At 46.5% G+C, this 17,389-nt stretch carries 15 protein-coding genes; 1 reads left to right on the top strand and 14 read right to left on the bottom strand.

Annotated elements, in window-relative coordinates:
• Window position 1: 1 nt before the first annotated feature.
• The 3 genes from queG to AB4027_RS05435 all read right to left on the bottom strand — a co-directional run bounded on the left by queG (window position 2) and on the right by AB4027_RS05435 (window position 3,437).
• Complete coding sequence (gene queG, locus AB4027_RS05445) at window positions 2–1,177, bottom strand: tRNA epoxyqueuosine(34) reductase QueG (RefSeq protein ID WP_091487811.1); 1,176 nt, start codon at window positions 1,175–1,177, stop codon at window positions 2–4.
• Between the two features lie 103 nt (window positions 1,178–1,280).
• Window positions 1,281–2,306: a D-alanine--D-alanine ligase gene (locus AB4027_RS05440; protein ID WP_368646322.1), complete on the bottom strand. Its 1,026-nt coding sequence runs from the start codon at window positions 2,304–2,306 to the stop codon at window positions 1,281–1,283.
• A gap of 297 nt (window positions 2,307–2,603) precedes the next feature.
• Window positions 2,604–3,437, bottom strand: a complete 834-nt coding sequence (locus AB4027_RS05435) for a methyltransferase domain-containing protein (RefSeq protein ID WP_368646321.1) — start codon at window positions 3,435–3,437, stop codon at window positions 2,604–2,606.
• 91 nt (window positions 3,438–3,528) lie between these two features.
• Between AB4027_RS05435 and AB4027_RS05430 the strand changes: the two genes are divergently transcribed.
• On the top strand, window positions 3,529–3,960 hold the full coding sequence (locus tag AB4027_RS05430) for a DUF2188 domain-containing protein (protein WP_368646320.1): 432 nt from the start codon (window positions 3,529–3,531) through the stop codon (window positions 3,958–3,960).
• 703 nt (window positions 3,961–4,663) lie between these two features.
• On the opposite strand, the gene AB4027_RS05425 is transcribed toward AB4027_RS05430, so the two are convergent.
• From AB4027_RS05425 to AB4027_RS05375, 11 genes are all read right to left on the bottom strand, one after another.
• Window positions 4,664–4,993: a YtxH domain-containing protein gene (locus AB4027_RS05425; protein ID WP_091487805.1), complete on the bottom strand. Its 330-nt coding sequence runs from the start codon at window positions 4,991–4,993 to the stop codon at window positions 4,664–4,666.
• 12 nt (window positions 4,994–5,005) lie between these two features.
• Window positions 5,006–6,262 (bottom strand): aminotransferase, encoded by a 1,257-nt coding sequence (locus tag AB4027_RS05420; RefSeq protein ID WP_368646319.1) that lies wholly within the window; start codon window positions 6,260–6,262, stop codon window positions 5,006–5,008.
• 85 nt (window positions 6,263–6,347) lie between these two features.
• The gene (gene nth, locus AB4027_RS05415) at window positions 6,348–7,016 is read right to left on the bottom strand and encodes an endonuclease III (RefSeq protein ID WP_368646318.1); all 669 of its coding nucleotides are present in this window, start codon (window positions 7,014–7,016) and stop codon (window positions 6,348–6,350) included.
• A gap of 23 nt (window positions 7,017–7,039) precedes the next feature.
• The gene (locus AB4027_RS05410) at window positions 7,040–7,756 is read right to left on the bottom strand and encodes a DnaD domain-containing protein (RefSeq protein WP_368646317.1); all 717 of its coding nucleotides are present in this window, start codon (window positions 7,754–7,756) and stop codon (window positions 7,040–7,042) included.
• A gap of 731 nt (window positions 7,757–8,487) precedes the next feature.
• Window positions 8,488–9,783 carry an asparagine--tRNA ligase gene (asnS, locus tag AB4027_RS05405; protein ID WP_368646316.1) on the bottom strand — a complete coding sequence of 432 codons (1,296 nt, stop codon included), beginning with the start codon at window positions 9,781–9,783 and terminating at the stop codon, window positions 8,488–8,490.
• A gap of 31 nt (window positions 9,784–9,814) precedes the next feature.
• Window positions 9,815–10,288, bottom strand: coding sequence for a DUF5590 domain-containing protein (locus tag AB4027_RS05400; protein WP_091487798.1), 474 nt, complete (start codon window positions 10,286–10,288; stop codon window positions 9,815–9,817).
• Window positions 10,289–10,365: 77 nt separating this feature from the next.
• Window positions 10,366–13,254 (bottom strand): helicase C-terminal domain-containing protein, encoded by a 2,889-nt coding sequence (locus AB4027_RS05395; RefSeq protein ID WP_368646315.1) that lies wholly within the window; start codon window positions 13,252–13,254, stop codon window positions 10,366–10,368.
• A 21-nt stretch (window positions 13,255–13,275) separates the two neighbouring features.
• The gene (locus tag AB4027_RS05390) at window positions 13,276–14,484 is read right to left on the bottom strand and encodes a CCA tRNA nucleotidyltransferase (RefSeq protein ID WP_368646408.1); all 1,209 of its coding nucleotides are present in this window, start codon (window positions 14,482–14,484) and stop codon (window positions 13,276–13,278) included.
• A 65-nt stretch (window positions 14,485–14,549) separates the two neighbouring features.
• Entirely contained in the window at window positions 14,550–14,897 is a 348-nt protein-coding gene (locus AB4027_RS05385; protein ID WP_368646314.1) for a nucleotide pyrophosphohydrolase, read from the bottom strand.
• A gap of 27 nt (window positions 14,898–14,924) precedes the next feature.
• Window positions 14,925–15,494: a ReoY family proteolytic degradation factor gene (locus tag AB4027_RS05380; RefSeq protein WP_368646313.1), complete on the bottom strand. Its 570-nt coding sequence runs from the start codon at window positions 15,492–15,494 to the stop codon at window positions 14,925–14,927.
• A gap of 41 nt (window positions 15,495–15,535) precedes the next feature.
• Window positions 15,536–16,798, bottom strand: a complete 1,263-nt coding sequence (locus AB4027_RS05375; RefSeq protein ID WP_368646312.1) for a tetratricopeptide repeat protein — start codon at window positions 16,796–16,798, stop codon at window positions 15,536–15,538.
• Between the last annotated feature and the right edge of the window lie 591 nt (window positions 16,799–17,389).

The following is a 17,389-nucleotide window of genomic DNA, read 5'->3' as shown; positions in this document are numbered from 1 at the left end:
ACTAACTCTCCTTCGCATTCAGTTTATTCAGCCGGGCTTTTATTTCACCTATGGCTTCTTTAAATTCGGTAATGGTTTCTTCGTCCGTCTCTTTTAAAAGGGCCTCTTCAAGGAAGGTCACGATCTCCTCGTTGGGGCGTTTTTTCGTGATCGTGGCAATTGCCCAGGCTGCGGTTCCTCTGATCATGGGTCTGACATCATTATCGATGACATTCAAAAGATCCGGTACCGCAGAATAGTCGCGGTAATTAGCCAGGGCGATGATCGCGTTCCGCTGAAGCGGCTTCTTTCCGCGCCATGACCCCGCCAGATCTCCGAAGGTCTCTTTGAACTCACGGTTGGAGATCGTCAGGAGCGGCTTGAGTTCAGGCATAGTATTGAAAGGCTCGGGTTCCATCTCTTCGTGGAAATGCGAATCGACGCCTTTGTTATACGGACAGACGATCTGACAGATATCACAGCCGTAGATCACGTGGCCCATCTTCCGGCGATATTCTTTAGGCATGTAGCCTTTAGTCTGAGTCTGATAGGACAGACAGCGGTTGGCATTCATCCGGCCGTCACCCAATAAGGCATCCGTCGGGCAGGCATCCACACAGCGTGTACAGTCCCCGCAGCCGAACGCGACTTCTTCATCCGGCTCAAAATCGATATTGGTCAGGATCTCGCCAAGGTAAACGTAGGAACCGAATTCTTCTGTTATCAGTAAGCCGTTACGTCCGATAAAGCCAAGGCCGGCACGCTGGGCAACAGCAACGTCGACCAGTTCCCCGGTATCGACCATCGGCTTGAAGGCGACTTCTCCGGGGGCGACCTCTTCGATATACGCGATCAACTTGTCCATACGGTCTTGGAGGACATAGTGGTAGTCCGTCCCCCAAGAGGCACGGGCAAACTCTCCCCTTCGTTCACCCTTCACACGCGGCGGCTTGTTGCGCATTTTTGACGGGTAAGCCAGTGCGATCGCGATGATCGACTTGGGTTCCGCAAAGATTTTTTCCGGGTAGATCCGCTCTTCGATGACCTTATGTTCAAAGCCAGAATGATGCCCCTTGGCGTGCTGCTTGATGAGTTTGTCTTCCAGAGAGTAAAAAGGCTCGGCATGGGTGAATCCGATTTTATCGATCCCGATTTCAGCTGCTTTGACTTTGATCAACTCTTTTAACTGCTGACTCATCGCACTGCTCCTTTCTCTTTTTCTAAAGTTGACAGGTTTCGGTATGTTCACTGGATACTTAAATAAGTATCCTATACTTGTTTAAACTATCGCCAGTCAGACCTTATTTGCGTTTATCTGCGGCAAGCTGGGCAAGGCGGTCACATAGTTCATTGTACGTGATGCCGGCTGCAGCGGCTTCCTGTGGGAAAAGACTCGTCGGGGTCATGCCCGGAAGCGTATTGGCTTCGATACAGTAAACATCTCCAGAATCAGACACCATAAAGTCAATACGTGCATAATATTCCAGCCTCAAGGCCTTGAACACGCGTTTAGCCATGTCCTGCATAGCTGTCGTCAGCTCCTCACTGATTTCAGCGGGGCAGATCTCAACTGTTGCCCCTTCCTGATACTTGTTCTCATAATCGTAAAAACCAGATTTGGGAATGATCTCGATCGGTGGCAAAGCCTGATCTTCCAGCACACCGATAGAAAATTCGCGCCCCTGGATCATTTCTTCGATCAAGACGTCTTTTGAATACTTTCTTGCGTCTGTGATCGCAGCATCCAGATCTTCTTCTTTTTCAACCAGATACACGCCGATGCTTGATCCGCTGGCATCCGGCTTGACGACACAGGGAACGGATGTCTCAGGTGTCTCATCTTTGCTGAGCACTTCCCATTTTGGCGTCGGGATACCATACTGGGTCATGACTTCCTTGGCCAGGATCTTGTTCATGGCAAGCGCACTGCCTATGTAGCCTGTACCTGTATAAGTGATGTCATATAAGTCGAAAACTGCCTGAAGTTGACCATTTTCCCCAAGTTCGCCATGCAGCGACAGGAAGACAAGATCAGCCGATTGTGCGATCGGGATCACGTTATGTCCGATCATTTCAGACGGTTTCTCTTTTAAAGCACGCAGCGCGTTCAAGTCAGGTATCTGTCTTTTCACTTTATAGTCGTATGTGTCTTTACTTAATTTTTTATAAGCCTCGTCAAAAGTCGTGGCTTCATCTGTTCCAAAATAGAGGTCGAGCAAAATAACGTGGTGACCATTTTTCATTAAAGCGTTAGCGATCAAACTGCCTGAGCTCATCGACACTTCACGCTCATGGCTATAGCCGCCTGCTAATACAACGATATCCATATTCATTCTCCTTTTATGTTCTACTCGTATTATACACTATTCACACCAGTTGAAAGAAGTCATGTTCACTGATTTCCATAATTTTACGCAAAAAAAACGTACCGCCTCGGTGTCTAGCACTGCGAAACGGTACGTTGATGAAGCCTTTTGGATTGTCACTGATTTTTATCAGCTTCTGATGGGATGACTGATAAAAACGAATGAACCAAATCAGCTTATGAAGTACATCTTAACATTTATGTTTATAAAACACAAGTTATTGTTATTCATTATCTGAAAGATTGTTCCACATTCCTTTTATTCTGATTTATTCCCGACCAGGATTTCCATATCCACTGTGATCTGCCTTAATGACACTGTATTTGTATCCGAAACATTGATATTCCAGCCCAAAGGAGTCATCTGGAGAAAGTCGCTGACTTCTGCTTCAGTCAGATTCACCGTATAGTTGACAGGATGAACGGCTGGATTTTTATAATGCTCCATAAATTTATCTTTAACGTTCTGATTCGAGTAGGACTGCTTCTCTTCCGGCTGAAAAGCTCGAAGTTCTTTGAGATAATCTGATCCGGGAATCACTTTGATGACCTGGCCGCCCGGTTTCAGGAGTCGATTGAATTCATCATAATTAGAAGGTGACAGAATATTCAACAGGGTATCGAACTGTCCGGCCTGAAAAGGCGAGTGAGCCAGATCGGCAACCAGGAAAAAGATATCTTCATATGTCGCGGCACCCAGATTGACGCCTTCTTTAGAAATATCAAAGGCAATCAGTGGTCCAGTAAGCCCTTTCCCCCTCAGATAGGCACTGTGCGCCCCTTCTCCACAGCCGACATCCAGGGTCACACCCTGTTTCGTTTCGATCAGAGGGTACAGGATATCCAGCATCGGCTGCCAGAAACCCATCTGGGCGATTCGCTGTCTTGCAAGCAGCATTTCCCTTGAATACTCGGACTTGGACGGCTTCAGTAAAAAGTGGAGCGTGCCTTTTTTCGACAGGTCAAAGGTATGCTTTTCTCTACAGACCAGCTGGTTCCCTTCCACATTTATAAAGTCACTTTCACATACCGGACACCTGAACAGCTCCAGATGATCCAGGAAAAAGACTTTGGCTTTATCTATTTTCTTCATTGGCTTAACCCTCATTCTTATAGCTTATATTAGACGTTTCTACCTATTCATGATATAACGAAAGTAACAAATATGAAAGGATGAAACGTTTATGCCATGGAATTTAGATGATTACCCTGCTTCAATGAAGAATCTGGATCAGGTGGTCCGGAAAAAGGCGATCGATATCGCGAATGCCTTAGTCGATGAAGGCTACGACGATGACCGGGCGATCCCGATCGCGACGAGTCAGGCAAAGGAATGGGCGGATGATGCTTCAAAAGAGGAACTGAAGTCCTATAAACATGCCGAACGGCCAAGCGAGAATGACGAGCATGACTCGAGTGCCCGGGCTGAACTGCTGGACAATGACGTGCTAGTCTATTTTGAAGATGACGAGTGGAAAGTGCGGACCAAAGAAGCCAAGCGACCGGACTCAACGCATGAGAAGAAAAATGACGCCGTCGACCGGGCCAAGGAAATAGCCGATAATAAAGACACGAACGTCATCCGCTTTACAAAAGACGGCGAACGTCAGGATTAAAGTAACACCAATCATGAAAGTCCCGTAACTCAGCAGACTACGCTGGTTTACGGGGCTTTTTTATTGCAGATTTAGTGTGATTAAGTGGAATTTCACGGCAAGTATTCTCAACACCTCTGTCTTCGATGTATTAACAGTATCCGACTGCAAAAACAAGCCGATCCTACCTCGACTCTGCTGATCCGTGGTTATGTTTGTAGTAACTCCTCTTCTATCTGTAATGGAGTTCATAGAACGGTTGAATTCTTTTATCAACTCCACCCCATACCTCTCATGACTTAATAAAAAATCGACCTTCTTTTATCAACTCTTCTGTTGAAAGAAGCGTAAGTTCAGATAAGAAGGGCTAAGTTTTCATAACTGTATGCCAGAAACCTCTTGAGATACTAAAAGATGCCCCTTCTTTTGATAACCCACTTCCCTTTGAGATTTCAGTTATATGAAGAAAGCCTGTTTTATAGCATCTCACCTGTCTGTTATTATTTGAGTTACTAAAAGACAGTCCATTTTCTAGTGACTCGAGTGAATGATGTAAACCAGTTGCTAAAAGCTGAAAAGGAAACAACTTTTACCCCTGGATCAAGTCTGAATAGACCGAACATTACTTAAAAATCAATAATGTAAGAGTCGGCTCGCTCCGACTCTTCCCAAAATCATAAAAAAAGAGAGAAGCGCGGGGCTTCTCTCTTCGACCTTATCCTTCTTATTCTTCGATAAAGACGTCTGGCGATTCTGTATACGTATCGGTATCAGTATAGGCATGCGCCGGTGCATCAGCCACGTTATCCGGTGTGCGTTCGTATTGAACGGGCTGATTGCGGATGTCTTGTTCAGATAACTGCTGATCCAGCCAGATTTCTGTTTCCATGACCGCTTCATCCATGCGAATGATGGCTTTATTTTTTGCATCTTTCACTTTCAGCTTCATATCATCCTGAAATTCCTGACCGGATTGCGGGGCCAGTAAATAAGCGGCAGCTGCACCTGCGAGTGCTCCCAGAGCTGCCCCTAATCCAAAACTTGCTTTTGACATGTTAACTCCTCCTTATAGACTTTCATATTTTTCCAGTGTAACCAACTCTATACAGACACACAGAGCTTCCATAGCGATCTCCAGATGGTCCAGCGTGGCAAAACTCGGAGCCAGCCGGATACTGTTGTCCAGCGGGTTAATGCCATACGGATAGGCCGCATTCGCTGGCGTTAGAGAAATACCGATGTCAGCCATTCTCTCTACGATCTTTGAGGCACAGCCTTCGTCCGTCGTCAGGTGAACGAAATAGCCTCCTTTGGGAGAGGTCCAGCTCACAAAGGACTCACGATCACCATGGAAGTAGGCAGACAAGATCGCTTCGATCCAGTCGAATTTCGGAGCCAGGATCTCGGCATGTTTTTCCATATGCGCCTCGATGGTTTCTCTGTCTTTCAGAAAAGCCACGTGCCGTTTCTGATTGATCTTATCAAAACTGATCAGCTGCTTGCCAAAGTGACTGGCCATTTCTGCAAGGTTAGCGACCGAAGCACCCATTGCGGCTACGCCAGCTCCGGGCAGCGTCATTTTAGATGTGGATACGAATTGAATGACACGGTCAGGATTGCCGGCAGTTTTGCTTGCTGCAAAGATGTCTTTGACTTCCACTTTTTCATCTCGCAAATGATGGACCACATAGGCATTGTCCCAGAGTATCACGAAATCCTCTGCAGCGGTATGCATGGTGGCCATTCTGTCGACCACGTCATCTGAAACGGATTCGCCCGTTGGATTGTTGTATTTCGGTACGACGAACATCCCTTTGATCGAAGCGTCCTGAGATACCAGTTTTTCAACCACTTCCATATCCGGTCCGTTACCTGTCAGCTCGACCGGGATCATTTCGATTCCTAAGTGTGCCAGCATGAACCAGTGGCGGTCATAACCGGGGCTCGGACAAAGAAATTTTATCGGCTTGTCCTTATCTTTATTCCATGCTTTTTCTTTTGTGTACATATGATGACTCAAAACGGCGAACATCAGCTGGAGACTGGAATTGCCCCCAACAAAGGTCTCTTCTACTGTCGTGTTGAGCAGTGACCCGAACAGTTCTCTGGCTTCTTTGATGCCGTAAAGACCACCGTAGTTGCGTATATCTATTTCGTCTTCACTCAGCCAGTCATCGATTTTGACATCATTGACCAGGCCTTCAGACAATTTCAACTGTTTCTTTGAAGGAATGCCTCTGGCAATGGTAAGATCCATCGGCCGTTCCTTATAGAGCGCGTATTGAGCTCTCACTATATCTAAACGCGTTTCTTTCTGACTCATATGGTGCTCCTCTCATAACTATAAACTTAATATCTATAATTATAACGTATATGCAAAAATTATGAAAACGTTACAGACATCAATTTTACTTTTCAGCTGCCTGCCTGTTCCTTTCGATGATATCGGTGACTTTCTGCACGCACTGGTCATGATCATGGGCGCGGGCCGGGCATTGATAGCGTCCGAAGAAGATCAGCCGGTGATGGGCGATGCTCCATAAGTCTTTCGGGAGCTTCTCCATCAACGTCTTTTCGACTTGAACCACTGTGGCTTTAGGATCAGCGATATTGAATTTTTTGCTGATGCGTTCAACATGCGTGTCGACGGCGATGGCTGGCTCGTCAAAGGCCACACTCATCACGACGTTCGCCGTTTTCCTTCCTACGCCAGCCAGGCTTTGCAGTTCTTTATGTGTGCTCGGTACTTCTCCGTCAAACTCTTCGACAAGCTGGGTGGCACACTTTTTCAGGAATTTCGCCTTGTTCCTGTAGAGACCGATCGTTTTGATCTTCTCCATGATATCTTCCACGTCGGCGTTCATCATGGCCTTTGGGGTCGGATATGCTGCAAACAGCTGCGGTGTCGCTTTATTCACCCCGACATCGGTCGTCTGGGCGCTTAAGATCACAGCGATCAGGAGCTCGAACGCATTTTTATGCGTCAGTTCTGCTTTCGCTTCGGGAAACAGCTCGCCCATCGCTTCGATCAATTCTGTGGTTTCTCTTGATGACAGTAATTTCGGTGACTTTGCCAAACTGATTTCTCCTCTTTCTCTTATTAATTATCAAATTTGTCTTTCAGCCAGTTATACATCGGCACGGGTTTCTCGTCCGGATCGGATTTCTCTTTCGTCTCATCATTAGATTGACTCTGTCTGAAACGTTTGGATTCCTTTTCCACTTGCTCTTTTGTCCGGATATTTTTCTTTTCCCAGCTTAGAAGGATCCGGTCGATATATTTCAGACTGTAGACCTGGTTCAGCACCGCTTCACGCAGCGCCATCTCGATTAGTTCCGGTCGGTAATGGTCCTCTTCGATCCACATGTTCAGCGTCTGGATCTCCATGGCCGACAAGCTGCGTCCGAATTCCTGCTCGAACAGCTGATAAAGATTTTTGGAAGCCAGGACTTCTTTTTCTGACTCCTCTTCCTTTATCGACTGAAGCAGCAGCGCAGACAGTTTTTCATAAAGCAGATCGAAGGAAAATTCATCGACCGTTTTGCCTTCTTCGTCTGCCCGAGTCTCGATCGTCAGTACTTTTTTGTTCATCAGCTGATGGATAGCCTTGAACGCGTCCTCACGAGAAACATTCAATCTGTCGGCAAGCAGCTGACTGTCTGGAAAGCGCTGGCCGTTTCCTACCAGCGAGAGTAGTTGAAGAAGAGTGACCAGATCGTCGTTATTCAGGCCGATTTTTGTGTAATACTTCAGTAAGTAGTTGGGGACAGCTGTTGTCCCGGCACTTATCCAATCAAATAGCGGATTCTTGTTCATTGTAATTCTCCTTCAGATCCTTGCATGGAATGAGGAAGCAATCGTCTGGCGATTGCTCACCTTCTCGTCTTTTCGTCGTTAATAATAATAACTTTTTGTGCCCTTCAGATGGTCGATTCAATGTCGAAAGGCACAAATAGTGTAGTTTTGTGCCCTTTACAAATGTCTGATCCTCACGAAGGGCAGATAACAGTCACTTTTCTACCCTTCGTGTCTTAAATTCCGGTGTAAAGGGCACTTATCCGGGACTTTTCTGCCCTTCATCTTGCCGCTTCTTTCATAAAGGGCAGATATATCGTGTTTATGTGACGTTCAGGCGTAAGTGTCACTCCTAAAGGTCACATAAGTCATGTTTTTGTGCCCTTTACAAATGTCTGATCCTCACGAAGGGCAGATAACAGTCACTTTTCTGCCCTTCATCTTGCCGTTTCTTTCATGAAAGGCAGATAAATCGTGTTTATGTGACGTTCAGGCGTAAGTGTCACTCCTGAAGGTCAGATAATAGTCCCATTTGTGCCCTTCACACATCAACCGTTTCAGTGAAAGGCACATATCACTTACTTTTGTACCCTCCACACGTCACTTTTCATCATGAAGGACAGATATCTTCCCTTTATACTCCTCCATTTCTCAATTTTCATAAGAAAGCAGAGTATTTCATTTCAGATACTATGAAAAAAGGACTGGAAGCCAGTCCCAATCCTTATTTCACAGTGGTGTAGTTAGTCGTTCTATGGATAAATACGATTCAGTAGACGTGGGAACGGGATCGCTTCACGGATATGTTCGGTTCCGCTGATCCATGTCACCATACGCTCCAGGCCTAAACCAAAGCCTGAGTGAGGCACGCTTCCGTATCTACGCAGATCGAGATACCATTCGTAATCATCCACGTTCAAGCCGAAGTCGACGATTTCCTGACGCAGGATCTCGTAGTCATCTTCACGCTGAGACCCGCCGATGATTTCGCCGTAACCTTCAGGAGCGATCATGTCGGCACATAAGACGACATCGTCACGTTCCGGATGTCTCTTCATGTAGAACGGTTTGATCGCTTTTGGATAGTTCACGATGAAGACAGGCTTGTCGTACTGCTCAGCGATAAAGGTCTCTTCCGGTGAACCGAAGTCTTCGCCCCAAGTCACGTCAAAGTCATTTTTCTGCAGCAGTTCCACCGCTTCGTCGTAAGACACACGCGGATACGGCAGTTCAGTGTATTTTTTCAATAGTTCTTTATCACGTTCTAAAATTTCCAGATCGTGATCGCAGTTGTCCAGTACGCTCTGTACCAGATACGCCACGTATTTTTCCTGAACTTCTAGGGAATCATCGTGATCCATGAAGGCCATTTCAGGTTCCATCATCCAGAATTCGATCAAGTGACGACGGGTTTTTGATTTTTCTGCTCTGAACGTTGGTCCGAATGAAAAGACGCGTCCTAAAGCCATCGCTGCTGCTTCCATATACAGCTGACCACTTTGTGATAAGAAGGCATCACGGTCAAAGTATTTTGTCTGGAAAAGTTCCGTGGTGTTTTCAGCCGCATTACCAGTCAAGATAGGCGGATCGATTTTAACGAAGCCTTCCTTGTTGTAGAATTCGTAAGTCGCACGAATGATCTCGTTTCTGACATGCATGATGGCATGCTGTTTTGATGAACGCAGCCATAAGTGACGGTTGTCCATCAGGAATTCTGTGCCGTGTTCTTTGGGTGTGATTGGATAGTCGACCGCTTCACTGATGACGTCAATGTCTTCGATATGTATTTCATATCCGAATTTTGAGCGGGCATCTTCTGAAATAGTCCCGATGACCCAGACAGAACTTTCCTGTGTCAGACTTTTCGCCTGTTCAAAGACACGCTCGTCTACCTCACTTTTAACAACGACGCCCTGGAAAAATGCCGAACCGTCTCGTAGGCTTAAAAATGCGATCTTTCCGCTTGAACGTTTATTGGCGATCCAGGCTCCGATCTTAACTTTTTCACCAACATGGTTTTTTGAATCTATGATCTGTATCTTCTTCACTGTGCAGTCTCCTTCACCTAAATAATTTCAATTATATATTATCGATGGTCCGCAACCATTCACCTGTCTTTAGGTGGATGATGTAGTAGCCCAGCCGATCATTTTCATTTTTATACGTGACTTCCCAGATGGGCGTGTCATTCATCAAACCGACTTTCGCATTCAGAATACGTTTGGGCTCTCTTGCCTCTCTTGTCACGCGTCGCGCTTCCTGTTCCGTAACGATTTCAGCAGCATCGAAGGTCACGATCGCTCCGCCTTCGGGTTGGACCATATAGAGCTTTTCTTCCTCTGCTTCATTGAACCCTCTCACAGTAAACGTCGTGACTTCACCATTATACCAGTAAAAGTCTTCGACCTGGTCTAGATCTGTCCGTTCAGCTAAAAAAGTGATCGTTTCATCTTCAGCCTGAGCATACGGTGCATGGGCGCTCTGATACAGGTAAATAGCTCCGACGATGACTACGCTGAGTGTCAGGACAAGTCCTATAATAACTTTCTTCACTTTGTTCTCCTCTTTTATTCTTTCCTAATCAACTCTCTCAGTATATCAAATTGACCCCGATAAATAAATAAGGCTTTTCAAGAATTCAGGAAGGCGTCATCCTCCGGTTGGTCTGTCTTGAAAAATGCAGACACTTCTTCGATGATCTGATTCAAAGGAAGTTCTCTGACTTCCAGATCGCCCGGCAGGGAATTCAAAAAAACAGAGGCGTAGCTGGCTTCAACGATTCGGCGGTCCAGAACGATCCAGACCCCTTTGTCTTCCTCACTTCGGATCAGGCGGCCCAGTCCCTGCTTGAACTTGATGACCGCACGCGGCAGGACATCATGCACAAAGGGATTGTCACCTCGCTCCCGCAGTTCCTGATGGCGTTTTTTCACCATCGGCATGTCAGGAGCATCAAAAGGCAGCTTGGTGATGATGACGATCTTCAGTTCATCTAAAGGAAAATCGACACCTTCCCAGAAACTGTCTGAGCCTAACAATACGCTTTGTTTCGCTTTTTTGAACTGCTTGGTGATCTTCGTCGCGCTCCCGGAAATATTCTGAGCCAGAATCGTCTTGTCTTTAAGACGACTGCGGCGGTGGAGCGCCTGATACACTCGCTGGATCATGTCATGCGAACGGAAAAGGACCAGACAGTTTTCGTCCGTCTGACTCAGCACCCGTTCGATCTGATCCGTGATAAAGGTCACCGACACACTCATTTTTTCATTCACATGGGTATCGACATCCGTCGTGACATACAGCTTGGCCTGATGGTCATACTGATAAGGCGACGCATACACAGCCAGCTCCTTGTTTTCGATCCCCAACTGTCTTTGCAGATAAGTCACCGAATCATTGACCGACAAGGTACTGCTGGTCAGGATCACATGCTTAGAAGCATTGAACTGGTTTAAAAGCTGTTCTTTCACTGCCTGATCAAAACGGAAAAAGGACAACGTCGAGAGCGGGTTCTTTGAATAGAACCGGACACTCGTCTGATTGGCCGTGTTTCCCGTCAAGAACAGATAGTTGAAGCGTTCCACCACCGTTTCAAAGTGATCCAATATGACTTTGATCTTGGACAACACCCGTTTTTCTTTTTGAGTCAGGCTGATTACCGGTTTCTTTTCGGCTGCCTCAACAAATGTCTCACTAGGTATCTCATTGGACGACCCTTTGGCCGTGTCTAAAACGTCCGTCAGTTGTCGTCCCACATACACTAGTTCTTCCAGATTTCGGCATAAAAACTTCGTGTCCCGCTTGATGTCCATTGGCAGCTGGGCATAATGAATGGTCTTCTCTTTCCATTCCACGATCCGGTCTTCATAAGAATCGGCGTGGATCAGCCAGTCGATCCATTTGCGACTCCAGTGTTCCCATTCTTCCGAAAACAGCTGAACAGTGGAATGCAGGGTATCGAGCTGATAGTCTTTAATACTGTCAGACGGTAAAAGCAGCTGACAGTCATTCAAAAGTGAGTCTTCTTTCTCCTTTGTACCCAGACGTTTCAGTTCATTGGTAATGGATCGGGTCGACAGCTTGACCGTCGCATTCTGATCCAGGACATCCGGCACATGATGCGCTTCGTCCAGGAGCAATTTCGTGTCTGAGAACCGGTCGGGCTGGTGCTGCCATTCAGAAAACAGGTAGGCATGATTCGTCACTAAAATAGAAGCCTGCTCCAGACGCTTTTCCCGTCGCGCCAAATAATCCACCTCTTCAAACTGTTTGAACTGCAGCTTGGCGTTCGGCACACTTTTAACTTCATTCCAGAAGGGGTGATGCAGGGTCTTGCCTAAACCGATCTCTTCTAGATCCCCTTCATCCGTTTCTGTGAGCCAGACAAGCAGTTTCATGCAGAACACCGCTTCTGTATCGCTGGCATCCACATTTTTCAGTTTCGTGTAAAAGGCAGACAAGGACATATAGTGGCTCGGACTTTTCATCAGTGCCACCGCCTTGTCAAAAGGCAGCACATCCAAAAGCTGCGGCAGACTGTCTTCGACCAGCTGGCGCTGCAGCAGTTTCGTGTAGGTCGACAGCACGATCTTTTCCTTTGGTGAAGCGATGTAGAGGCTCGGATACAGATAACCGAACGTTTTCCCAAGACCCGCGGGTGCTTCGATAAACTGGACGTACTCCGGCTCTTTCTGCTTGAAGTAATTGAACACCGTATTCATCATCAGGTTCTGACTTTCACGGTACTCCAATCCCACGGCTTCCATCTGTGCCAGTTTGTCATCGTCTTTATAGGGATATGTATGTTTTTCGCGATAATTGACCTGTTCATTCTGAGTAAAGGGTTTCTTCAAAGCCAGACCGTCGATGATGACCAGAGTCTCAGCCAGATCAGACGGCTCGTCTTTCATTTCATCCAGAGCCTGTCTGAAAAAGAGTGACGTATCTGCCGTGGTCGCTTCAGACAAGCGCGCCAGGGTCTCGACCGTCACTAAAGGCAGACTGCGCAAACGCTCGTCCAGCCTGCTCAGCAAATAAACCGTCGCCTGGGCATCGAACAAGGCATTGTGGGCGTTGTTCAGCGCATACCCTAAAGACGCGGTCAGTTCTTTCAGCTGGTAGCTGTCCTCTTTTGGAAAGAGGACCTGGGCCAGTTCGACAGTATCGATGGCCGGGATCGAAAGCTTTGGCAGGCCGATGCGTTCAAAGCACTCGTTCAAGAAGGCATAGTCGAATCCGACATTATGGGCCACAAATATGGTGTCTTCCAGCAGCCGGTGGATCAGCTGGGCGATGTCTTCAAAATAAGGCGCCGTCGCCAGATCTTTCAGAGAAATACCGGTCAAGTCGCGGATGAGCTTGCTGACTTTTCGGGAAGGATTGACAAATGAATCAAACGTTTCTATGACTTCGCCGTTTTTGACCAGCACGCAGGCAAACTGGATCATCCGTTCATTCTTGCCGATGCTGGCCCCCGTGGCTTCGATATCCACGATGGCATATAACTGGTCTTTCTTCATTTGTCTCCTCCTCTCATCCCGCTAAATATAGTCATGTTGCTTCAGATACGCCAGGATCTCTTTTGTATCGTTGGGGATCTCTGTTTTCAATACAGCCCGCTCGGCAGCGATCAGGGCCTGCCCCAGCCATTTCCCACCGCGCTGACTGGTTTTTTCCATAATGATCTTGCCGTTGATGTCCAGTTCTTTCCTTGAATGGATCGGCAAGTGGGCATCGATCGTCTCGACGGCTTCTTTATCGTAGGGCAGATCGAGCAGATACAGACACGTTTCCGCATCCAGTGCCAGCTCTTTTGTATAACGGTAAACTGTTTCATTGGACTGGCTGTAATGCAGGCGATACAAGAGCAGTTGATGCAGATCGGCACTCTCGTTGACCAGCTGATTGGACAGCTTCCAGTGCTTCAAGAAGGCACGGGCTTCTTTTTCTTCCTGAATACCCAGCTGATATAAAAGCAAGGCCCAAACCTGACGTTCACTTTGGATCGGCTCTTTCACTTTCACAAAATCCCTCAATGCTTCTTTGGCATGCAAAAGGCCCGGACAGTACATATAAAGGCGGGTCTCCACAAAGCCTGCGAATCCCTGTCTCAGGTACCTGCCCATCGCCATTTTTACAAATTCCACGCGGATACGCTCCACGGCAATGTTTTCCAGCAAGTGGGCGTTGACCACGATAGCATAGAAGGTGTCGGCTTCCAGATTGAAACCGAGCTGTGAGGCGAATCTAACGGCACGCATCATGCGCAGAGCATCTTCATTGAAGCGTTCCTCCGCTTTCCCGACAGCACGGATCACCTGGTTGTCAAGATCCTGTTCGCCGCCGAAAAAGTCCTGGATCTCGCCGGTCTGGTCCATGGCAAAGGCATTGATCGTCAAGTCACGGCGCTTCAGATCTTCTTTTAACGAGCGCACAAAAGTGACCGAATCAGGACGTCTGAAATCTTGATACGTCGATTCGGTCCTAAATGTTGTGACCTCATAACTTTCGCCTTCCAGTAAAACCATCACCGTGCCATGCTCTATACCTACATCCACCGTCTTCTTGAAAAGCTGCTTGATTTCTTCAGGGAAAGCAGATGTTGCGATATCCACATCATTGACCGCTTTGCCTAAGAGCGCATCCCGGACGCTTCCGCCCACATAATATGCTTCAAAGCCGGCAGCCTGTATCGTTTCCAGCACAGGCAACGCTTTTTTGAATTCCCCTGTCATCGGGACTTTTTTCATCATAGTGTCGAACATCCAGCGCTCGCTTTATAAACGGCCCTGATGTTCTTTCTCTCCTTTATTTCTCAACTTGATGCCTCGGAATCCGTCTGTCCATCCACGCGTTCAAATCGGTATTTGTCACGCGATTCGAATTTGTTCATCGTTAAATGAAAAGCTTCCGACAAATCGATATCCAGTGAATTCGACAGACTGATCAGAACGAACAGGACATCGGCGATCTCTTCTTCCATCGGTTTATGCGGCTCACTGGTTTTTTTCTGTTTCTCGCCATACACGTGATTGATCTCACGGGCAAGCTCACCGACTTCTTCCGATAAACGGGCCAACTGAACGAGAGGAGAAAAATAACCATCTTTGAACTGGCCGATATATTCGTCCACTCGCTGCTGCATGTCTTTCATTTCTGTCATCCGTTCATTCTCCTCATTCAGTTGGTTTTATGAAGGTGAAACTTCATTTTCAAGTTTCATTTCGATATCTTTCAGTGATTCAGTAAGTTCATAAAATTCTTCCCGGTTGTCTGATTCAAGGGCACGATCGATGTCATCGAGCAGCTGCTGCTTCTGTTCTTGCAGATAAAAGCTGTCGACAGCTTCATCCACCTGCTGATCCAGTTCATCCGGCATTCGGTCATTCCACTTCGCATAGGGATTGTCTTCCAGTACTTCTGCATATTCCGGTGACAGCCAGGATTCCTGAAACAACAGTTCAACGTAGAGGTCGGTATGCCAGTTGAGTCGGACTTCGTGAAAGGCCTGTTCAGGGTGATCATATTCCAGTCCGTCTTTATAAAAACGGAAGGCTTCATCATCCGTGCCTACAGTTCCCATTTTAATGCCTCGAGGAGTTTTATCCGCTTCTTCAACGAATTTCGTTTTATTCAAGACAATATCATGATTGAGTAAATAGTTTAAGATCCACATCGATTCTCTGCGTTTCATCTGATAGCGCTGTAAGAACCACTTCAGAAACTTTTTCTTGTCTTTTAACTGAACACGACTATACATGGATACTCCCCTCCTTTTTCCTTATTAACAGTATACCAAAATTAGTAAAGTTCTTCATTCTTAATCCACTCGACAACTTCCAGATCATCCGGCTTCAACGCGAGATAACGGTTAGCTTCTTTGATAAAGCCTGCTCTGTCGCCTTCTTCGCGAAGAAAAACGGCATATTCTTTAATAAAAGCCGGTGTATCTTTTAACGAATAATAGGCTTTTTCATAATTTTCACGGGCTTTATCATACTCTTCTTCCATATTATACGCCTTTGCGCTATTCCAGAAAAGCTGCGGGTCTTCTTCCCCGGTTTCCAGTTTCATTTCCATCAAGGATAAGGCTTCCTCATAGCGTTCCTGTTCGATCAAAAGATTCGATAGATGAAGGGTAATGGACAGGTTCTCCGGATCACGGTCCAGTGCTTTTTTGTAAAAGTCTTCGGCCGCTTCGGCATCACCTTTGGCTAAACTGGCTTCTGCGCCGATACTGTACAGCTGCGGGTTCTCCTTGTCATAATAGCGCCCTTCGTCAACGATCTCCAGCGCTTTGTCTTCGTCATGCTGTTCCAGATACCCTTTGGCCAGATACACATAAACCGACGTGTAGCTCGGATCAAGTTCCTTAACCTTGTTGAAAAGTTCAGTGGAGCGCGTGTAATCTTTTTTCTGATAATAAAGGTACCCAAGCTGGAAAAGATGGTCGCTCGTTTCCTGCATCTCGACTGCTTCATTCATGTAGTCGATCGCATTCTCCAAATCGCCGATCGCGCCGTACGCATTGCCGAGTCTGCCGTGTATACTCGTTCCGGCAAACTGTAAGTGGTGATTGGTCAGAAGGTTTTCGTAGTAGCCGATGGCCTCTTTATACTCGCCGCTGGCAAAAAGCAGTTCGCCTAAAGCAAAATCGATCACGGGTTCTTCCGGAAGCAGTTCTTTCGCTAACAGAAGTTTCTGTCTCGACACTTCCGGCAAGTCAAGTGTCTGGTAATAGTCTGCCGAGACTAAAAGGGCCTGCACGTAATAGGGACTTGAGGCATCGACATGATCCAGCCACTCAAAGGCCTCAAGCTCATTGCCTTCTTCGATCGCGATTTCTGCTAAAGTGAGTTTCAAACCGTCTTCTTCTGGGAACTGTGTGAGCAGATGGGTGACCACTTGTTTCGTTTCGTCTAAAAAGCCCAGATCATATAGCGTCTCTATCAGGGCATATAAATCTTCTTCCGTATCTTCGTCGATCGCTTTTTCAAGTAATGCATTCGCCAGATCCAGCTCTTCGTTCTGAATCGCTTCGATCATCTGTGTTGAATAGGACATTTCAAATCGCCTCTTTTTCTCGTGATTATTCTCTTATCTTAACATAGACAGAGAGGCATTTCACAAAAAATGTCAGACGGCTTCTCCTGCTGAGGCAATGGAAAATAACGTGTGAAAAATTTCCTGTCATCCCCTTTCTTATGCAATCGTTCATATTCACGCCGGATAGATAGTCACCACTGAGTAAAAGTTTATAAGTGACTAGACAAAAGTAAAAACACTTCAGCCCTCTGAGGACATTTTAAGTCTGACCAGGTCATATATTGGTTCAGTTTGGAAGACTCGATCTTGATTTTTTCTTGAACGGTAACTAAAAGCATGATGTATGACCCGCTCAGCTAAGTATTTATCTTGGGAGGTCATTTCAAGAGGCATCACGTGCCTTCTGAAGATTAAAAGGGTGCTGAGTGGTCACTATCATGCTTATTTACAGCCCGCTCAAACTTTAATTATTTTGGGAAGTCACTATTCCCTAGAACTATGACCTGCTCCAGCAAGAACGGACACCGAGTTAGCCAAACGAAAAATGATTATTCCTACTCAGTTACTTAAGACACTGCAGATTGACGAGCATTACTTCCTTTAACGTTC

Source organism: Alkalibacterium putridalgicola (assembly GCF_040959045.1).
Lineage (GTDB): Bacteria > Bacillota > Bacilli > Lactobacillales > Carnobacteriaceae_A > Alkalibacterium > Alkalibacterium putridalgicola.
The sequence above is the reverse complement of the archived record's forward strand: the minus strand, read 5'-3'. Positions and strand labels throughout refer to the sequence as shown.

What these genes read in the sequence shown, in the direction of transcription:
- queG (WP_091487811.1), bottom strand. Translation starts at nt 1,177, where the DNA reads ATGAGTCAGCAGTTAAAAGAGTTGATCAAAGTCAAAGCAGCTGAAATC.
- AB4027_RS05440 (WP_368646322.1), bottom strand. Translation starts at nt 2,306, where the DNA reads ATGGATATCGTTGTATTAGCAGGCGGCTATAGCCATGAGCGTGAAGTG.
- AB4027_RS05435 (WP_368646321.1), bottom strand. Translation starts at nt 3,437, where the DNA reads ATGAAGAAAATAGATAAAGCCAAAGTCTTTTTCCTGGATCATCTGGAG.
- AB4027_RS05430 (WP_368646320.1), top strand. Translation starts at nt 3,529, where the DNA reads ATGCCATGGAATTTAGATGATTACCCTGCTTCAATGAAGAATCTGGAT.
- AB4027_RS05425 (WP_091487805.1), bottom strand. Translation starts at nt 4,993, where the DNA reads ATGTCAAAAGCAAGTTTTGGATTAGGGGCAGCTCTGGGAGCACTCGCA.
- AB4027_RS05420 (WP_368646319.1), bottom strand. Translation starts at nt 6,262, where the DNA reads ATGAGTCAGAAAGAAACGCGTTTAGATATAGTGAGAGCTCAATACGCG.
- AB4027_RS05410 (WP_368646317.1), bottom strand. Translation starts at nt 7,756, where the DNA reads ATGAACAAGAATCCGCTATTTGATTGGATAAGTGCCGGGACAACAGCT.
- AB4027_RS05395 (WP_368646315.1), bottom strand. Translation starts at nt 13,254, where the DNA reads ATGAAGAAAGACCAGTTATATGCCATCGTGGATATCGAAGCCACGGGG.
- AB4027_RS05390 (WP_368646408.1), bottom strand. Translation starts at nt 14,484, where the DNA reads ATGAAAAAAGTCCCGATGACAGGGGAATTCAAAAAAGCGTTGCCTGTG.
- AB4027_RS05385 (WP_368646314.1), bottom strand. Translation starts at nt 14,897, where the DNA reads ATGACAGAAATGAAAGACATGCAGCAGCGAGTGGACGAATATATCGGC.
- AB4027_RS05380 (WP_368646313.1), bottom strand. Translation starts at nt 15,494, where the DNA reads ATGTATAGTCGTGTTCAGTTAAAAGACAAGAAAAAGTTTCTGAAGTGG.
- AB4027_RS05375 (WP_368646312.1), bottom strand. Translation starts at nt 16,798, where the DNA reads ATGTCCTATTCAACACAGATGATCGAAGCGATTCAGAACGAAGAGCTG.